19 protein-coding genes and 1 other RNA gene are annotated in these 17,284 nt (G+C 29.2%); 15 read left to right on the forward strand and 5 right to left on the reverse strand.

Annotated features, from left to right (window positions below; all coding sequences use genetic code 11):
- Positions 1-95 precede the first annotated feature (95 nt).
- The 9 genes from CAQ16704_RS07530 (at position 96) to CAQ16704_RS07570 (ending at position 6,399) form a co-directional block, all read left to right on the forward strand.
- Positions 96-797 carry a Bax inhibitor-1/YccA family protein gene (locus CAQ16704_RS07530; protein ID WP_039667595.1) on the forward strand — a complete coding sequence of 234 codons (702 nt, stop codon included), beginning with the start codon at positions 96-98 and terminating at the stop codon, positions 795-797.
- A gap of 98 nt (positions 798-895) precedes the next feature.
- The gene (gene secG / locus CAQ16704_RS07535; protein WP_039667596.1) at positions 896-1,240 is read left to right on the forward strand and encodes a preprotein translocase subunit SecG; all 345 of its coding nucleotides are present in this window, start codon (positions 896-898) and stop codon (positions 1,238-1,240) included.
- Between the two features lie 10 nt (positions 1,241-1,250).
- Positions 1,251-1,808: a ribosome recycling factor gene (gene frr / locus CAQ16704_RS07540; RefSeq protein ID WP_039667597.1), complete on the forward strand. Its 558-nt coding sequence runs from the start codon at positions 1,251-1,253 to the stop codon at positions 1,806-1,808.
- A 2-nt stretch (positions 1,809-1,810) separates the two neighbouring features.
- Positions 1,811-2,419, forward strand: coding sequence for an orotate phosphoribosyltransferase (gene pyrE / locus CAQ16704_RS07545; RefSeq protein ID WP_039667598.1), 609 nt, complete (start codon positions 1,811-1,813; stop codon positions 2,417-2,419).
- A complete protein-coding gene (locus CAQ16704_RS07550; protein WP_039667599.1) occupies positions 2,419-2,835 on the forward strand; it encodes an RDD family protein in 417 nt (138 codons plus the stop codon). Before pyrE ends, CAQ16704_RS07550 begins: the two co-directional genes overlap by 1 nt.
- Positions 2,832-3,854: an aerobic ribonucleoside-diphosphate reductase Ia, B2 protein subunit NrdB gene (locus CAQ16704_RS07555; protein ID WP_039667600.1), complete on the forward strand. Its 1,023-nt coding sequence runs from the start codon at positions 2,832-2,834 to the stop codon at positions 3,852-3,854. Before CAQ16704_RS07550 ends, CAQ16704_RS07555 begins: the two co-directional genes overlap by 4 nt.
- A 122-nt stretch (positions 3,855-3,976) precedes the next feature.
- Positions 3,977-4,144 (forward strand): disulfide bond formation protein Dba, encoded by a 168-nt coding sequence (gene dba, locus CAQ16704_RS07560; protein WP_039667601.1) that lies wholly within the window; start codon positions 3,977-3,979, stop codon positions 4,142-4,144.
- Positions 4,145-4,154: 10 nt separating this feature from the next.
- The gene (gene dsbI / locus CAQ16704_RS07565; protein WP_039667602.1) at positions 4,155-5,672 is read left to right on the forward strand and encodes a disulfide bond formation protein DsbI; all 1,518 of its coding nucleotides are present in this window, start codon (positions 4,155-4,157) and stop codon (positions 5,670-5,672) included.
- Positions 5,673-5,769: 97 nt separating this feature from the next.
- Positions 5,770-6,399, forward strand: coding sequence for a protein-L-isoaspartate(D-aspartate) O-methyltransferase (locus CAQ16704_RS07570; RefSeq protein WP_039667777.1), 630 nt, complete (start codon positions 5,770-5,772; stop codon positions 6,397-6,399).
- Here the strand turns inward: CAQ16704_RS07570 and CAQ16704_RS07575 are convergent, their stop codons facing one another.
- Positions 6,400-6,843 (reverse strand): GNAT family N-acetyltransferase, encoded by a 444-nt coding sequence (locus tag CAQ16704_RS07575; protein WP_052245038.1) that lies wholly within the window; start codon positions 6,841-6,843, stop codon positions 6,400-6,402. It lies immediately after the preceding gene.
- A 61-nt stretch (positions 6,844-6,904) separates the two neighbouring features.
- Between CAQ16704_RS07575 and CAQ16704_RS07580 the strand changes: the two genes are divergently transcribed.
- Positions 6,905-7,645, forward strand: coding sequence for a carbonic anhydrase alpha (locus CAQ16704_RS07580; RefSeq protein ID WP_039667603.1), 741 nt, complete (start codon positions 6,905-6,907; stop codon positions 7,643-7,645).
- An 11-nt stretch (positions 7,646-7,656) separates the two neighbouring features.
- On the opposite strand, the gene CAQ16704_RS07585 is transcribed toward CAQ16704_RS07580, so the two are convergent.
- Positions 7,657-8,289: a hypothetical protein gene (locus tag CAQ16704_RS07585; protein WP_039667604.1), complete on the reverse strand. Its 633-nt coding sequence runs from the start codon at positions 8,287-8,289 to the stop codon at positions 7,657-7,659.
- Entirely contained in the window at positions 8,289-10,097 is a 1,809-nt protein-coding gene (gene typA / locus CAQ16704_RS07590; RefSeq protein ID WP_039667605.1) for a translational GTPase TypA, read from the reverse strand. Before typA ends, CAQ16704_RS07585 begins: the two co-directional genes overlap by 1 nt.
- Before the next feature lie 127 nt (positions 10,098-10,224).
- Between typA and CAQ16704_RS07595 the strand changes: the two genes are divergently transcribed.
- From CAQ16704_RS07595 to CAQ16704_RS07610, 4 genes are read left to right on the forward strand one after another with little or no spacing between them, the layout of a single operon-like run.
- A complete protein-coding gene (locus CAQ16704_RS07595; RefSeq protein WP_039667606.1) occupies positions 10,225-10,563 on the forward strand; it encodes a hypothetical protein in 339 nt (112 codons plus the stop codon).
- Positions 10,564-10,567: 4 nt separating this feature from the next.
- Positions 10,568-12,646 carry a flagellar hook-length control protein FliK gene (fliK, locus tag CAQ16704_RS07600; protein WP_039667607.1) on the forward strand — a complete coding sequence of 693 codons (2,079 nt, stop codon included), beginning with the start codon at positions 10,568-10,570 and terminating at the stop codon, positions 12,644-12,646.
- 50 nt (positions 12,647-12,696) lie between these two features.
- Positions 12,697-13,692 carry a flagellar hook assembly protein FlgD gene (locus CAQ16704_RS08275; RefSeq protein ID WP_052245039.1) on the forward strand — a complete coding sequence of 332 codons (996 nt, stop codon included), beginning with the start codon at positions 12,697-12,699 and terminating at the stop codon, positions 13,690-13,692.
- Positions 13,693-13,695: 3 nt separating this feature from the next.
- Positions 13,696-15,321 (forward strand): flagellar hook protein FlgE, encoded by a 1,626-nt coding sequence (locus CAQ16704_RS07610; protein ID WP_039667608.1) that lies wholly within the window; start codon positions 13,696-13,698, stop codon positions 15,319-15,321.
- Here the strand turns inward: CAQ16704_RS07610 and CAQ16704_RS07615 are convergent.
- Entirely contained in the window at positions 15,318-15,782 is a 465-nt protein-coding gene (locus CAQ16704_RS07615; RefSeq protein ID WP_052245040.1) for a hypothetical protein, read from the reverse strand. The two genes, CAQ16704_RS07610 and CAQ16704_RS07615, sit on opposite strands and share 4 nt — an antisense overlap.
- A gap of 51 nt (positions 15,783-15,833) precedes the next feature.
- Between CAQ16704_RS07615 and ffs the strand changes: the two genes are divergently transcribed.
- An RNA gene (gene ffs / locus CAQ16704_RS08095) (signal recognition particle sRNA small type) lies at positions 15,834-15,931 on the forward strand.
- 2 nt (positions 15,932-15,933) lie between these two features.
- Here the strand turns inward: ffs and CAQ16704_RS07620 are convergent.
- Positions 15,934-17,157, reverse strand: coding sequence for an HD domain-containing protein (locus tag CAQ16704_RS07620; RefSeq protein ID WP_039667609.1), 1,224 nt, complete (start codon positions 17,155-17,157; stop codon positions 15,934-15,936).
- Positions 17,158-17,284: the final 127 nt, after the last annotated feature.

A 17,284-nucleotide genomic window follows, 5' to 3' on the forward strand; every position in this document is an offset into this window, starting at 1 on the left:
TACTAAATTTTGTTTTTATATAATTTTTATATAATTTTAATCATTTATTTATCTTTTTTTTGTAAATTTTAATTTTAAAAATATTGGAGGATTTAATGAGTCTTTATGATAGAGATTACTCAAATTCTAAAAGCCAAGAATTTGAAGGTTATGCTAGAAGTGATTTAAGCATTTTTATAAAACAAACTTATCAACTTTTTGCCGCATCTTTGTTAGCTGCAACAGCTGGTGCTTACATAGGAATTTTTGCCTTAGCACATTTATTTATACAATCTCAAGCAACTTTTTGGGTTTTATTTATTGTAGAAATTGGATTGTTATTTGCTTTGCAATGGAAAAAAAGAGAAGCTCCTCTTAATCTAATTTTACTCTTTGGCTTTACTTTTTGTTCAGGGCTTACTTTAACACCACTTTTATATTCTGTTTTAGCACTTCCTGCTGGAGCTAGTATTATTGCTCAGGCTTTTGCTTTAACTACGGTAGCTTTTGGTGCTTTAAGTGTATTTGCTATGAATACAAAAAAAGATTTTACCATGATGGGAAAAATGCTCTTTGTGGCTTTAATCGTTATAGTAGTAGCTTCTTTGATTAATCTATTTTTTCAAAGCTCACTTGTAAGTTTAGCTATTTCTAGTATTGGTGCGATTTTATTTTCTTTTTACATTCTTTATGATACACAAAATATCATTAGGGGAAATTACGAAACACCAATAGAAGGTGCAGTTGCACTTTATCTTGATTTTATCAATCTTTTTATCTCTCTTCTTAATATTTTAAGAAGTTTTAGCAACAGATAATTTTTGCGAGCTTTCTCGCAAAAATTATTTATCTCTTTCAAGTTTTTATCAAGCTTTTTAAGTTAAAATGTTTGTTTTATTTTCAACAAGGAAAATTCATGACTACTTTTTTAATTATTTTGCAATTTGCAATTGTTGTAATCATTTGTATTGCTGTTTTGTTACAAAAAAGTTCCAGTATAGGACTTGGAGCGTATAGTGGAAGTAACGAAAGTTTATTTGGAGCAAAAGGACCTGCAGGGTTTTTAGCTAAATTTACTTTTGTTATGGGTATTTTACTTATTGCTAATACAATCGCTCTAAGTTATATGTATAATAATGCTAATTCCAATTCACTTGCCGAAAAAGCTGAACAAATTTTACCAAAAGCACCTGAAACAAACGCAACTAACATTCCGGTAGCACCGAGTGCACCAGTAAGCGAAACCAATACTAGCAAATAAAGGAAAAACTATGCTGAATGAAATTTATGCTAAGCAAAAACAACAATCAGATAAAAGTATAGAAGCTTTAAAAAAAGATTTTACTACCATTAGGACAGGTAAAGTAAATATAAATATACTTGATCATATTCATGTAGACTATTATGGTAATACTACTCCTCTTAATCAAGTAGCAACAGTTTTAGCAACAGATGCTTCAACTATTAGCATTACTCCTTGGGAAAAATCTATGCTCAAAACAATAGAAAGTGCTATAGCTGCGGCAAATATTGGTGTAAATCCAAATAACGATGGTGAAAGCGTAAAGTTGTTTTTCCCTCCTATGACAAGAGAACAAAGAGAAGAAAATGCCAAAAATGCTAAGGCTATGGGGGAAAAAGCCAAAGTAGCTATTAGAAATATTAGAAAAGATGCCAATGATGCGGTTAAAAAACTAGAAAAAGATAAAGCAATCTCAGAAGATGAGGCTAAAAAAGCTTATGATGAAGTACAAAAACAAACCGATAACTATACAGTAAAAATAGATGAATTAGTTAAAAACAAAGAAGTGGAACTTTTAAAGGTTTGATAATGAACTTAGAGCAAATTTATAAAGATTGTGGTGCATATTTACAGGGACATTTTTTACTTAGTTCTGGTAAGCATTCTGAATTTTACCTTCAAAGTGCTAAGGTTTTAGAAAATCCAAAATTAGCAGGTAAGCTTTGTGATGAACTTGCAAAGGTTATTGCAAGTTTTGATATTAAATTTGATAGCATTTGCTCTCCTGCTTTGGGTGGAATTTTAGCAGGATATGAGCTTGCTAGAGCTTGCAATAAACGCTTTATATTTACAGAACGCGTAGAGGGAGTTATGAGTCTTAGACGCGGTTTTGAAGTTAAAAAAGGCGAAAAATTTATAGTTTGTGAAGACATTATCACAACAGGTGGTTCAGCACTTGAAAGTGCCAAAATTATTCAAAGCTTAGGTGGAGAGATAGTAGGATTTGCGGCTTTAGCTAATCGTGGTTTTTGTGCAGTTACAAATTTAAACAATCCAAGAAAGGAAAATGCTAAATTACCTGAAAATTTACCACTTTTTGCACTTGGAAATTTTGATTTTGATATTTATGAAGCAAACACATGTCCACTTTGTGAAAAAGGTACTAAAGCTATCAAACCTGGTAGTCGTGGCAACTAATGAAAGCAAAAGCAAAAATAGCAAATAGATGGTTTAGATTCAAGGCTTTTTTGATTGATATATTTTTACTTTATGTTCCAGTTTTATATTTATTTTATTTCACACTAGGATCTAAAGAGGCTTTTTTAAATAATCAGTTTGTTATTTTTTTATGTCCGCTACTTTTTGGTTTTTTCCAAGCTTTATTTTTGGCAAAAAAAGCTCAAAGTCCAGGACTTAAAGCATATGATCTATATTTAATAGATATAAACAATGGTCAAAAATTAAGTTTTTTTAGAATTTTATTACGATATATTATTTTTATTATAAGTTTTGGTTTATTAATAGGTTTTCTAGTAAGCTTTGTTAGAAAAGATACTCTAAGTTTACATGACATATTAAGCCAAAGTGCTATTGTTAAAAAGGTGGAAAAATGAACAGAAAAAGAATTTACAACCCAAAATCAAGCGAAACTTTAAATGATAGAAAAGTTTTCAATGGCAACCCTCATGGTATTTTAAATTTTACTAAAGCAAAATATACTTGGGCCTTAAAACTTTGGGATTTAATGGAGGCAAACACTTGGTTTCCAAAGGAAGTTGATACTACTAAAGATGCACTAGATTATCGCTGTAATTTAACTTTGGCTGAAAAAAGAATGTATGATTTAGTTTGGTCTCAACTTATTTCAATGGATAGTTTTCAAACAAACAATCTTGCAGATAATATCAACCCATACATCACTGCTCCAGAAATCAACGCAGTTTTAGCAAGACAGGCTTATGAAGAAGCAAATCACTCAAAATCTTATGCTGTAATGGTTGAGGCAATTTGTGAAAATACAGATTTAATCTACGAAATGGAAAAACACGATGAAACTCTAAGAGAAAAAAATGATTTTATTTCTAGTATTTATGAAGAATTAGCTGGTAATGTAGATGATAATAAGCTTTTACTTGCCATGGTAGCAAATCAAATTCTCGAAGGAGTATATTTTTACAGCGGTTTTACTGCTATTTACGCTCTTGCTCGTGCTGGAAAAATGCTAGGTTCAGCACAAATGATTCGTTTTATTCAAAGAGATGAAATCACTCATTTGCTTTTATTTCAAAATATGATTAATTCTGTATACAAAGAAAGACCTGATTTATTTAATGATGCTAATGTGAATAAGATCTATGATATGTTTAAAAAAGCTGGAGACCTTGAAATCAAATGGGGTAAATATATCACACAAAATCAAATTATGGGATTTACAGATGATATTATAGAAGAATATATTCATTATCTTGTTGATCAAAGACTTACAGCCATTAATCTTGATAAAATTTACAATGCAAAACACCCTATTAAATGGGTAGATGATTTTTCTAAATTTAATGACCAAAAAAGTAATTTTTTTGAAAGTAAAGTTACTAATTATTCCAAAGGGAGTTTAAGTTTTGATGACTTTTAAGTCTCAAAACTACTCAAATCTTTTCCAATTTAAATTATTTTATTTTTTTTTATTTAATATTTTATTTTTATTTAATTTAAAATAATAAAATACGCAAGTTTAATTTATTTCAAGGAGTAATTATGGAGTTTTTAGAACTTTTACTAATTTTTATTGCCATAGTTCTCATGATAGTAAAACCAGAAAAAGAAAAACTTGCTTTTTCTATACTTGTGATATCGTGGGTTATAATGGTATTTGACTACTTAGGTCGCAAATCAGGCGCAATCTTAGGCCTAATAAATCTTTAAGGTGGATAATATGTGTGATATTAACAAAACTAAATTTTTCTACTTTTTAATGTGTTTAGCAGGCTTTTTGGTTATTTTATTGCCTGTTGGAATTGCAAATTTAATTTTTGGCTATATGCTGGGTGATAGTCCTTGCACATCTTGTTGGGGTCAAAGAGAATCTATGATTTATATAGGTGTTGCAGCCTTATTTATAGTGCGTTATGGAATGAAAGGAAAATTTTTAGCTTTTCTTTTAATAGCAACTGCATTTGGCTTATGGCAATCGTTCAATCATATAAGTGGTCATGCACATCGTGATCTTGATCAAGGCTTTGGTTTGCCTATTTTTGGTCTACATACTTACTTTTGGGCTGAAGTAGTATTTTGGGCTGTAGTTTTATTACTTGGTGTAATTTTTGCATTTGCTCCTAAATTTGGCTCTTTTGAAAAAGAAATGGAAGGTGCTAGCTTTAGAAAATTAACAAAATTTAATTTAGCAGCTATGGTTATTGTAGCTTTTATTGTTGCCTCAAATGTTTTCCAAGCTTTTGTAAGTACCGGTCCTGTTCCATATAGCGGACAAGGCGATCCAGTTCGTTTCAGTTTAAATCCAAAATATATTATTTGGTCAGATTCTGGCTGGAGTAAAAGCTGGAAAAGCCTTTCTTTCTTAGGAAAACGTGATGTTAAAGAGCCAGATTTTGCTTTTGCTCCTGCGAGTGAAAAACTAGGTATTAAATTTGACAATAATACTAGTAATGCACCATTTGCAAATATTGATGAAAACTTAAAAATTGTTAATGAAACTAAAATTGATTTTGCAAAGCCTATCAATACGCTTGATTATATTAACGGTGAATATGTTGTAAGTTCTAAATGGGAAGTATATTTCTTAGATGACAACTTCAATAATAAAGAAGATTTTGTTTTGGATCCATATTTTTCAGCTACAATCAATCCTATAGTTGGAATTATTCCATATTTAGACAATAAATATATTTTGATGGGATCAAATAAAACTTTCTTAAGATTTGCAAAAAATCCTAATGCAGATGAAGCTTTACAATATGCTGACTTTGTAAAAGGAAATGACAAATTTGAAGGTCAAGGAAAAGATTTGGGTCGTGGTAGAGTTGATACGGTAAGAGCTAAATTTAACCATATTTTAAGTACTACAACAGATGGCAAGTATATGTATATTGCAACTGTTCCTAACAATAAAGATGCCAAAACTTTTGTTATCTCTAAAGTATCTTTAGCTGATAGAATACTTTCAGGTGAATTTACTCCAAAAGCAGAACTTAAAGAAGGCAAAACTTTAGGAGATCTTTATATAACTTCAATGACTTATAATGATGGTAAAATTTACGCATTAAGTAAAAATCATAATGTTATTGCTGTAATTAATCCAGAAACTGAGTCAATAGTTAAAACAATTTCTTACCCAGAAAATATCACTAATGCAAGAAGTATATTCTTTAAAGATGATAAAATTCAAATTCTATCTTATCAAGATGGTTCAAACATCCTTTACACACTTGAATAATTTCAATAGGATGCCTAAAAAGGCATCCTAACTATTTTAAAGCTAAATAAATAAAAATTAATGTAAAATACACCTTTTAACCAAGGAGTGATTATTGATTCATTTATTTGAGCAAAAACAATGTCAAACTATGGCTGAAGAAATTCGTAAAAATACTTTCATCAATGAAGAATTATTCGAAGCTTTTTGTTCTACTCCAAGAGAAATTTTCTCGCCTTTAAAAATGCATGCTTATAGACTTGATGCACTCCCTTTGATGGGCAATCAATGGATAAGCTCGCCACTAACTGTAGCAAAAATGACTATGGCTCTTGATTTTAAAAGTGCAGATAGTGTCTTAGAAATAGGTTGTGGAAGTGGATATCAAGCTGCAATTTTAAGTAAGCTTATAAGGAGAGTTTTTACTATAGAACGCATAGAAAAATTAGCGATTAATGCTATAGAAAAATTTAAAAAACTAAACTACACTAATATCCATGTGAAATTTGATGATGGCCAAAATGGCTGGAAAAACTATGCACCTTATGAAAGAATTTTACTTTCTGCTTATATAGAACATATTCCAAATATTTTATTTGACCAGCTAGAAAATAATGGAATTTTAGTAGCTCCTTTGCTTATAGGCAACCAACAATTTATCACTAAATTTACAAAAAAAGATGGAGAAATATCTAAAGAAGTTTTAGATGAATGTCTTTTTGTACCTATTAAAGATGGTAAAGAATGACTAAAGTTTCATTTTTAAAACAACAAAACCATATTCATCTTCATATTCACTCTCTTGTATAAATTTACATTTTTGATAAAATTTATATGCTTTATAATTATCTTTATTCACTTCGACATACTTTAAATGATAATTATTTATGGCTTCAGATATTAATGTAGTTCCTATGCCTTGATTGAAATATTTTGATTTTATAAATAGCATTTCAATTTTTTCATCCTTAAATGCCAAAAATCCAACCATCTCATCTTTATCATAACAAATCAGATAATTTAAACTGAAAAATACTTGTGAATTTAAAAGATCATTTTTAATCTTTTCTCTATCAAAACTAGATAAAAAATCGTGGGAATTTTTTACACTATCCTCCCATATATCAATCAATTTATCCTTTATATTATCTGTAATTTTTTCAAAATATTTAATTTCAGTATAATAATCCATAAATATAAGCTTTTTGTAGGTATTATTTTTTTATAATTATACTAGAAAAAGGAGAATACTCATGAAAATCAAAACATTATTTTTTACCTGTATCTTAAGTTCTATAGTTTTTGCATATGAACAAATACCTCAAAATGTTTCCCATGGAAATTTTATCGACAAAGATAAATGGAAAAATTTAGATAAAAATTGGGTATATTGTGAAAGTGGAATGAATCAAGATTTGATCAACATTGATACAAAAAATTCAACAAAAAAACCTCATACACTATATTTTAACTATATGGATGATTCATTCGGATTAATCAACGATGGATACACTATTAAAATGCATTTTGCAAGCAATGGTAGTCATATTACATATAATAACACAAATTATGATTTATCTCATTTTCATTTTCATACACCCTCTAAAATATCTATAAACAACCAATCTTACCCTTTAGAAATCCATTTTAGCCATGTTAGTCAAAAAGGTGATATAGTTGTTATTGCTTTGCTTTTACAAGAAGGAAATGAAAATCCATTTATCAAAAAAATCATCCGTGCATTTCCAAAAAAAGAAGGTGATAAACTTTATGTTCAAGGATTAAATGCAAATGAGTTATTACCAAGCAATACTGATTCTTTTTATACTTTCAAAAGTAAGCTTAACAAACCATGTAATCAAGAAATCACATGGATTATACTAAAAGAAACTACACAAGCTTCAAAAGAACAAATTCAAACTATAAGAACTTTAATGGGTAAAAATGATAAATTAAAAACAAAAAAAATTTATAAAATTGAGGAAAACAACTGAGCTTTTTATGCTTAGTTGTTTATAAATGCTTGGATTTTTTCTAAATTAGCTCTGAAAATTTTGAAATTTAACTCACTTGAAATTTTTAAGTCAGCAAAAAAAGGGTTTTTTAAACTTGCTATAAATAAAAAATCATCTTTTTTTAGTACTCTTTGCGTAGTAAAATCTTTTTCTTTTATTTTTTGAAAAATATTCTCACAAGAAATAATATCTTGTTTTAATTTTTTACTATAAAGCAAAATACCACAAAAGAAATTTCCTATTTCATCTTTGAATTTAATATCATAAAGGATAAAATCATTAAAAATAAAAGAATTTTGAGAATAATAGTTTTTGGGGGTGAAATCGAAATGAATTTTTTCAAAATCACTTTGATTAAAACCTTGTTTATTAAAAATTGCATCATTTTGTTTTAGAAATTCTTCACACATTTTAAAAACAAGCTCATTGCGTCCCCACATAAGCCTTCTGCCTAAAATTCTAAAAAACAAAACACCAGCCAAAACACTACCAAATAAGGCTATGATAATATCTTTACTAAATTGAAAAATCAAAAAAAATACCACCAAAGCCTCTACAACAGCTAAAATTTGTAAAGCTTTGAGTCTTTTATTTAAAGCTTGGCGTATAGCTTCAAAATCCATTAAGACTTAGCCTTTTCCATTCTTTTTCTTTGAGTAGGATCTAAATATCTTTTTCTAACTCTAATGTTTTGTGGAGTAACTTCTACAAGTTCATCTTCTTCTATCCACTCCAAAGCTCTTTCAAGGCTTAATTTTCTTGGTGGAACAAGTTTTATAGCATCATCACTACCGCTTGCTCTAACATTGGTTAAATTTTTTCCCTTAATAGGATTTACATCTAAATCATTAGGACGAGAATGCTCGCCTATTATCATACCTATATATACTTTAGTTTGAGGATCGATAAACAAAACTCCTCTATCTTGTAAGTTAAATAAAGAATATCCCAAAGCAACACCATTTTCCATAGATACTAACGCACCATTATTCCTTTTTTCAACAGCTCCACTAAATGGACGAAACTCTAAAAAACTATGATTCATCACGCCCTCACCTTTTGTATCTGTTAAAAACTGAGATCTAAAACCTATAAGCCCACGTGCTGGAATTTCAAATTCAAGTCTTGTTTGACCATCTCCGGTTGGAGTCATGGTTTTCATTTCGGCTTTTCTTTTTCCTAGTTTTTCTATCACAACTCCAGTAAAATCATCAGGCACATCAATTACCAAATGTTCAAATGGTTCGGTTTTAACTCCATCTTCTATCTTAACAATAACCTCAGGTCTTCCCATACAAAATTCAAAGCCTTCTCTACGCATATTTTCAGCTAAGATAGTAATTTGCAACTCGCCTCTTCCACTTACTTTAAATTTACCCTCACCTGTGCTTTCATATTTCATAGCAATATTTGTTTTCATCTCAGCTTCTAAACGTTCTGCTATTTTATTTGAAGTTACATGTTTTCCTTCAGTTCCTGCTAGTGGACCATCATTTACAGAAAATACTATGCTTAAAGTTGGCTCTTCTATATGCAAAGGATCAAGTGGCAAAGGATTGTTTGGATCTACAACACTATCTCCTACATCTAAAGCTTCAAAACCTGCTATTGCTATAATATCTCCGGTTGCTGCTTCTTCAATATCTGTTTTTTCTAACCCCATAAATCCAATCAATTTAGAAATTCTTCCATTAATTTTAGTTCCGTCTGCTTTAGCAAGCATAACATTTTGATTTTTCTTTACTTTTCCATTAAAAATTCTTGCAATTCCTATTTTACCAACGAAATTATCATAACCTAGAGTAAAAACTTGAAGTTGTAAAGGATTTTCATCACTGCCACTTGGTGCAGGTACGCGTTCAAGTATAGTCTTAAACAAAGGCTCCATATTATTACTTTCCTCATCAAGTGCAAGCTTTGCATAGCCATTTTTAGCAGCTGCATACACCACCGCAAAATCAAGTTGTTCATCACTTGCTTCTAAAGCCACAAAAAGATCAAAAATTTCATTGATTACACGTTCAGGATCAGCAGCTGGTTTGTCTATTTTATTAATAACAACAATAGGTTTAAGCCCTAAAGACAGAGCTTTTTTTACCACAAATTTAGTTTGAGGCATAACTCCTTCTTGTGCATCAACTAAAAGTAAAACCCCATCTACCATTTTTAAAACACGCTCAACTTCTCCACCAAAGTCAGCATGACCTGGAGTATCTATAATATTTATTTTTGTGCCTTTATAGCTGATTGCAGTATTTTTTGAAAGGATGGTAATACCTCTTTCTTTTTCTATATCATTGCTATCCATTACGCGTTCTGCTATTTGCTCACGCTCACTAAAGGTTCCTGATTGTTTTAAAAGCTCGTCTACCATGGTTGTTTTTCCATGATCAACATGAGCTATAACAGCTATATTTCTAATATTATCCAAGTTTTTCTCCAAAATCTTAAATTTAAAATCTGATATTATATAAAAAAATTACTTAAAAATTAAGATTGAAAATTTGGAATACTTGTTGCTTTTATCTTGATTAACAATTATTTTTAAGGAGAAAAATATGTCAAACTTAAATACACAAGTATTGAATACCAATTTGGAAAAACAAGGAACTTCAGTTTTAAATAATAGGTATTTTATGGAACTTTTAAATTATTTAGAAGTAGCAATTTCAAAAGAAAGAAAAGAGCTAAACTATGCAAAACTTTCAAGTAAAATGAGCGAAGTTTTAGATGATACACATAATGATAATGCTGTTTTAAATGCAAAAAATATAAAGGAATTATTAGTAATTTTTAAGAATTTCAATATTTCTCATGAAAATTTAAAATTTGATTGTGCATTGCAATTGAAAAATTTATTTCCAAATTTGGCAAAAAATAATTTTTTAGTAGGTTAAACTAATGTCTAATATTCAAACTAGTGATGCTTTAAATTTATTAAGTATCACTCCACAAAATGAAAATCTTAACAAAGAAAGCACTAACTCGCAAGATGATGGGGAAGAGTTTTTAAATTCTTTATTGCAAGCTATCAATGAAAAAGATGGAAGCTTACCAAAAGATTTTAAAGCTCCACAAAAAGATGACAAAGTAAATGATAAAAATTTAAAAGAAAATATCAATGATAAAATATCATTAGACGAAAAAGATGCTATGAAACCTTTTGAAGGTGCAAATTTTATGCAAATACTTTCTTTGTTAGAAGTTTTACAAAGCGATAGTAAAGATATAAAATTAAACAAACTTGTAAAAGATAATACTACTATATTAGCTCTTGAAAAAAACTTACATAAATTAAAAAATATAAAAAATATTAATGAACTTTTAAATATCGCCAAGGATCTTGGTTTAAACATTAAAAATATTAAATTCGAACAAATTAAAGACTTGAAAGAATCTTTTCCAAATCTTGACAAAAAAGGTTTTTTTGAAACGCCAAAAAAAAGTAATACTAATGTATTTCAAGACTTAGTTAATCAAAAAATTTCTAAATTTTTACAAGAAGATTCCAGTGCAAAAAACATTCCAGTTAAAAATAAAGAAAGTCAAAATACATCTTTACTTTCGTCTGCATTAAAAAATTTAGAACTCCCAAGTAAAAACATAGAAAAAATAGATTTAAAAGATAAACCAGTAGAAAAAATTCAACCTCAACAATTTCACAATGATAAAGAAATTAAAAGCGAAATAATAAATAATAAAAATGTTTCAAGCTTACAAAATCAACAAAATACAAAAGTGAATAAAGAAAAGCTAAATGATAATACAGAAATTATCAATCTAACACAGCATAGTAACTTAAAAAAAGAAGTTAAAAACATAGAAAAAATAAATTTAAAAGATAAACCAGTAGAAAAAATTCAACCTCAACAATTTCACAATGATAAAGAAATTAAAAGCGAAATAATAAATAATAAAAATGTTTCAAGCTTACAAAATCAACAAAATACAAAAGTGAATAAAGAAAAGCTAAATGATAATACAGAAATTATCAATCTAACACAGCATAGTAACTTAAAAAAAGAAGTTAAAAACATAGAAAAAATAAATTTAAAAGATAAACCAGTAGAAAAAATTCAACCTCAACAATTTCACAATGATAAAGAAATTAAAAGCGAAATAATAAATAATAAAAATGTTTCAAGCTTACAAAATCAACAAAATACAAAAGTGAATAAAGAAAAGCTAAATGATAATACAGAAATTATCAATCTAACACAGCATAGTAACTTAAAAAAAGAAGTTAAAAACATAGAAAAAATAGATTTAAAAGATAAACCAGTAGAAAAAATTCAACCTCAACAATTTCACAATGATAAAGAAATTAAAAGCGAAATAATAAATAATAAAAATGTTTCAAGCTTACAAAATCAACAAAATACAAAAGTTGATTTTGAGAATTTGTTAAATACACAAGATAAAAATATAAAAATTGAGAAAAATACACAAAATACCAATATATATGAAGATATTTTTAAAACAACCAAGGAAATATTAAAAGATGAAAAAGATAATGGAGAAAATTTAAATTCATATATTAGAGAAATGAATAAAGTTTCAAATAACTTTGTAAAAAACCAAAATATTCCTTTAAAAGAAACATTTAACGATTTTGCACAAGAATTTAAAGAAAAAATTGAAAGTTATAAAGCTCCTATTACGCGTTTTAATATAACTTTAAATCCTCATAATCTTGGAGAAGTAGAGGTAACACTAATACAAAGAGGATCAAATTTAAACATCAGTTTTAACTCTAATCAAAACACATTAAATCTTTTTATACAACATCAAGCTGAGTTTAAAAATGCTCTTGTAAATATGGGTTTTACAAATTTAGAAATGAATTTTAACAACCAAGAAAGAAAAGAGCAAAATAATCATCAAAAACAAAAAAATAATACAAAAGAAAATAAGGTGAATTTTGAAAAAGAAATTCAAGAAAAGCCAAACTTAGAAATGGTTTTAGCAAAGTATTTCTAAGTGGAATATTTTTTGCTTTAAATTTTAAAAATACATAAGAAAGGATTTTTATGGCAAACATTAATACACAAATGATTCAAAGTCCATTGGGAATTAGCACAAAAGATATAAAAAATGATTCTCATATAGAGCAAGGTAATGATGGATTGGTTACAAATCCTAAAGCAGAGCTTGATAAAGATGCGTTTTTAAAACTTCTTTTGATAGAACTTCAACATCAAGATCCAACAGATCCTATGGATACAGAAAAAATGCTTACTCAAACAGCACAACTTTCAGCACTTGAAATGCAAGATAATACAAATAAAACTATGACTCAACTAGTTAATGCAATGACAAAATTGCAAAATTCTATTGCAGCAAGTACTGGTATGAGTGCATTAGCAGCAGTTGGAAAACTCGCAACTGTTAAAGATAATTATCTTGTAGTAGCAGATGATGATATACAATTTCAAATTAATATGTATCTGCCTAAAGAACCTCAAAAAGGTAAAAAAACTGATGTTGATGCAAGTGGATTTCAACTCACAAAACATGATAATGGCAAACTTGATATTTCAGGTACAGTTGATAGTGAGGTAGCTAGACCTGGTGATACTATACATATTAAGCTAAAAGATACTAGCGGACAAGAAGAAACAGTCCAAGCCGTAGTTGGAGATGATCAGAAATTTAAAATTATAGGACATACTCCAAGTGTTAATATTTCAACAGCATCAATTGATTCTGCCTATAAATCAGATAGCACTCCTGTAACATTTACTATTTATAACGAAGCAGGAGATCCTGTAAGAACTATGAGTGTTAAAGATATGAGTGCTGGTATGAAGCAAATTGTTTGGGATAGAACAGATGATAGTGGAACCCCTGTTCCATCTGGAAAATATTATGTAAGAGCAAGCTATGTGGGAGAAGATGGCACAACTGTTAATTCAACTTATGGTGCTTACCCAATTACTGGTGTTAAATTTGAAAAAGGTGAAGCCTTAGTTGGTATGGGTGGAAGCTGGGTTAAATGGGAAGATATCAAAGAAATTACAGGATAAAATATGTTTACAGCGTTTTACAATGGAGTCAATGGAGTAAAATCTCAAAGCTATGGTATAGATAATACTGCTCATAATATTAGCAATGTTAATACTGTTGGATTTAAATATTCTGATGTAGCTTTTAAAGATGTATTTTATAGTACCATAACAACGCAATCTTACAATAAAGGACAAGGTGGTTATGGGAGTGTGGTAGGAGCTACAAATGATATTTTTGAGCAAGGACCTTTGATAGCAACTGAAAATGAATTTGATGTAGCAATTGCTGGAAAAGGTTTTTTTGGTGTAAGTAATGGTAATGGAGTTTATTACACTAGAAATGGAGCCTTTAAGCCAGATGCTAATGGAAATTTGGTTGATTCTAATGGAAACTATATACTCGGAACTATGAATCCATCTCTAAAAGAAATTCAACTAAGTGATAGGGTTTCAAATATGTTCGGTCAGCAACTTGGTCAAAAAGTTACAACAGCTTGGACCGGCGCTCCTGGCCAAAATTTTCAAATAGGTGGAGTAAATACACAAGGTCCTATTTCTGTGCCTAAAAACCTTTATTTACCACCTCAACCAACTCAAAATATCACTTGGAGCGGAAATTTAGATACTAGCACGAAAACAGAAGCTGTAAATGTTGATGTTGATAGCTCAAGGTTTAATTTTATAAAAAATGGAGATGGCAGTGTAAAAATTTCAGGTAGCGTTGAAGATGAGCAAATTTATGGTTTAAAACCTGGAGATACTATATATTTTAAAATCAAAGACGAAAGAGGAGCTAGTCAAACATTACAAGCAACTTTAGATGAAAATTTAGCTTTTAGTATTGACAACCAAACACTTAATAAGGTAGATATAGAAACTGCTAGATTGGAATCATCTCATATAAGTGTAGAAAAAGAAGTAGCTGATAGCTCTGAACTTTCTGCAAAATTAATTAATCCTGATGGATCTATTAGCTGGGTAAAAGTGAAATTAGATAGAGTTTTACCTCAAAATGGAACAAATTTAGAGTACAAAGCAGTTGCTCAAGTTTATGATAACAATGGAAACAAAATTGGTGGGACAACTGAAGGTTTAATCACTTTTAACGAAGCAGGAGCTTTGGTTTCAAACACTCTAACTTCAGTTGATAACAACGGGACAAGAGTTAGTATAAATCTTGGATCTTATTATGACCCAAATATACCAAATTCAGGTTATGATGGATTACATGCTTTAAAAAACAAACAGCCTTCAGTACATACAAAAACAGATGGCAAAGGTGAAGGATTTTTAAATAACTACTCTGTTAATTCAGATGGAACCATTATGGCTACATTTACAAATGGAGATCAAATAGCTATAGCAAAACTTGCCCTATATAATTTTATAAACGAACAAGGTTTGGAAAAATTAGGAGAAAATCTCTACGGGCAAACCGGAAATAGTGGCGAGCCAACATTTTTACTTAATACAAATGGAAATTTCAGCACGGCAACCTTTAAAGGTTCTTATTTGGAGCAATCTAATGTAGATTTATCTGTGGCTTTTACCAATTTAATCACTATGCAAAAAGCTTATGACTCTAGCAGTAAAAGTATCACAACAGCTGATCAAATGATACAAAAGGCAATCAATATGAAACGCTAATTATTAGCGTTTTCTATTTGATTGGATATTCTTTGATTTTGCTCTAATATATATTTTATTTCTTGTTCGAAAAATTCATATACTCTAAGTTGCACCAAAGATTCTTCTTCGTTTTTATCTATCAAACGCTCAAACCTATTAAAATTGATTTTCTTTGCATATCTAGGATTTTTCTTCAAAAGTGAAACGATATTTTTTAGCAAAGCATCTAGACTAAGCTCATTTTTTAAAACCCTATCTACGTATTCTTTTGAAGTTTGCACTAAAATTGCTTGCCTGCTTTTATCATTTGGATAAACTTCACTTGCAATATCAGCCAAGACTTGCCAAATTTCAGCTTTTATGTTTTTATTTGCCACGATAATAGCAGCAAAAGATTTTGCTCTAAATTCTAAAGACAAATGACTAGGAACAAAAAATTCTCTAAATTTAGATAAAAAGTTTGCAAATATACTCAACATGTTCACCTCAATGTTTTTTAAGATATTTTAAGATATTATTTCAACTGCCTTCTCTTAGACCTGTGCAATGCTATTTTTAAGCACCGCTTCAGGGTGGGAACACAGCAGAGCACTTAGACTTAGTGTGTGCCGCAGCTATCTGGGAGAGGGTTTAAAGCTTAAAATATTCTTTAATATTCTCGCAAATTTTAATAAAATTTACTCCATTAATAGTCGGATTTGTTTTAAAATACTTATACACTCCATTAAAACCACTTTCTAATTCTTTAGACTTTACTCCATAGCTAATTGATAAAGCCGCCTCTATAAAAGCTGCTAATTTATCACAATACTTTAAAGCTTTTCCATCTATAGCTTTAAAACGATCCTCATTAACCGCATCTAAACTACCACTATAAACACTAGGCTTGTTATTAAAAATGCGATTTTCAAATTCGTTTTTTACAAAAGCACTTTCTCCATTTTGTCCTTCTCTAATACCAAGTATATAACTAAATTCTTCTTTAAAAGAAAGTGGTATAAAAGGTAAAATTTTCTCATTAATAAGCTTCATTTCATATTCATTGATGATTTCATTTAACCCATCTATGCCATATTTTACTGGAGAGATGATATCTCTAGTTAAACTTTCTGGTAAATCATGAAACAAAGCACAATAAAAATTACTCTCTATTCTACCATCACAAGCTTTTATTTCTAAAGAGTAAAAATAAGACAAAATCGCTACTACAAGCATATGTCCCAAAACTGCAGTTTCAGGAATTCTTGGAGTTTGTGCCCATCTTTTTTGAAAACGCAAACGCCCGCTTAAATCGATTATTTTAGAAATTTTTTGATTAAGTGCGATCTTTCTTGCTCCAATTAACTCATAATAATCTTCTAATTCTTCTTCAACCTTAGCCTTAATCTCATCAATATCACTTAAAAACGAGCTAGTTTGATAAACTATATTAAACTCCCACCTTGTCGCAAAATACGAAGCAGCTTTTAAAATAAGCCTTTCTTTTGCATAATCTTTACCTTGTAAAAAAAGCTCATAGCGTTTTAAAAATGCACCATTTTCTATATCTTGAATCATTGGTGCTATTTTACTTAACACCCAAGCACTCACTTGCTCGTTTTTTGCTCGTGTTATCTCATGATATACATCAGGGCGTATATCAGTTACTACAACCCTGCTTAAAAACTCAAAAATTCCTGCTTCTATGATAAAACGCATATTAACATCTTTTTCCATTTTAGCAATAAAATATGCAATGATAAATTTATGTGCTTGTTTATCAAGCTCAACTAAATTTGTCATTCTAGGATAATCATTCCACCTTGATATAGAAGCAGCTTTAAAAATATGCTCTATTAATTCTACACTAATCATTATTTCCCTTTTTTTGTTATGATTTTACTTTATTTTATAATCTTTAGCAAATTTTATGTTTTTTTACTTTATAGTTAATTTTAAAAAATGATAACTTTTTTTGTAGATACAAATAGAGAACTCATAA

The organism is Campylobacter sp. RM16704 (genome assembly GCF_000816245.1).
In the GTDB taxonomy this organism is placed as follows: domain Bacteria; phylum Campylobacterota; class Campylobacteria; order Campylobacterales; family Campylobacteraceae; genus Campylobacter_D.

What these genes read in the sequence shown, in the direction of transcription:
- dba (WP_039667601.1), top strand. Translation starts at nt 3,977, where the DNA reads ATGGAGTTTTTAGAACTTTTACTAATTTTTATTGCCATAGTTCTCATG.
- CAQ16704_RS07580 (WP_039667603.1), top strand. Translation starts at nt 6,905, where the DNA reads ATGAAAATCAAAACATTATTTTTTACCTGTATCTTAAGTTCTATAGTT.
- CAQ16704_RS07610 (WP_039667608.1), top strand. Translation starts at nt 13,696, where the DNA reads ATGTTTACAGCGTTTTACAATGGAGTCAATGGAGTAAAATCTCAAAGC.
- CAQ16704_RS07550 (WP_039667599.1), top strand. Translation starts at nt 2,419, where the DNA reads ATGAAAGCAAAAGCAAAAATAGCAAATAGATGGTTTAGATTCAAGGCT.
- fliK (WP_039667607.1), top strand. Translation starts at nt 10,568, where the DNA reads ATGTCTAATATTCAAACTAGTGATGCTTTAAATTTATTAAGTATCACT.
- CAQ16704_RS08275 (WP_052245039.1), top strand. Translation starts at nt 12,697, where the DNA reads ATGGCAAACATTAATACACAAATGATTCAAAGTCCATTGGGAATTAGC.
- CAQ16704_RS07620 (WP_039667609.1), bottom strand. Translation starts at nt 17,157, where the DNA reads ATGATTAGTGTAGAATTAATAGAGCATATTTTTAAAGCTGCTTCTATA.
- CAQ16704_RS07530 (WP_039667595.1), top strand. Translation starts at nt 96, where the DNA reads ATGAGTCTTTATGATAGAGATTACTCAAATTCTAAAAGCCAAGAATTT.
- CAQ16704_RS07615 (WP_052245040.1), bottom strand. Translation starts at nt 15,782, where the DNA reads ATGTTGAGTATATTTGCAAACTTTTTATCTAAATTTAGAGAATTTTTT.
- CAQ16704_RS07595 (WP_039667606.1), top strand. Translation starts at nt 10,225, where the DNA reads ATGTCAAACTTAAATACACAAGTATTGAATACCAATTTGGAAAAACAA.
- CAQ16704_RS07585 (WP_039667604.1), bottom strand. Translation starts at nt 8,289, where the DNA reads ATGGATTTTGAAGCTATACGCCAAGCTTTAAATAAAAGACTCAAAGCT.
- dsbI (WP_039667602.1), top strand. Translation starts at nt 4,155, where the DNA reads ATGTGTGATATTAACAAAACTAAATTTTTCTACTTTTTAATGTGTTTA.
- pyrE (WP_039667598.1), top strand. Translation starts at nt 1,811, where the DNA reads ATGAACTTAGAGCAAATTTATAAAGATTGTGGTGCATATTTACAGGGA.
- secG (WP_039667596.1), top strand. Translation starts at nt 896, where the DNA reads ATGACTACTTTTTTAATTATTTTGCAATTTGCAATTGTTGTAATCATT.
- frr (WP_039667597.1), top strand. Translation starts at nt 1,251, where the DNA reads ATGCTGAATGAAATTTATGCTAAGCAAAAACAACAATCAGATAAAAGT.
- CAQ16704_RS07575 (WP_052245038.1), bottom strand. Translation starts at nt 6,843, where the DNA reads ATGGATTATTATACTGAAATTAAATATTTTGAAAAAATTACAGATAAT.
- CAQ16704_RS07555 (WP_039667600.1), top strand. Translation starts at nt 2,832, where the DNA reads ATGAACAGAAAAAGAATTTACAACCCAAAATCAAGCGAAACTTTAAAT.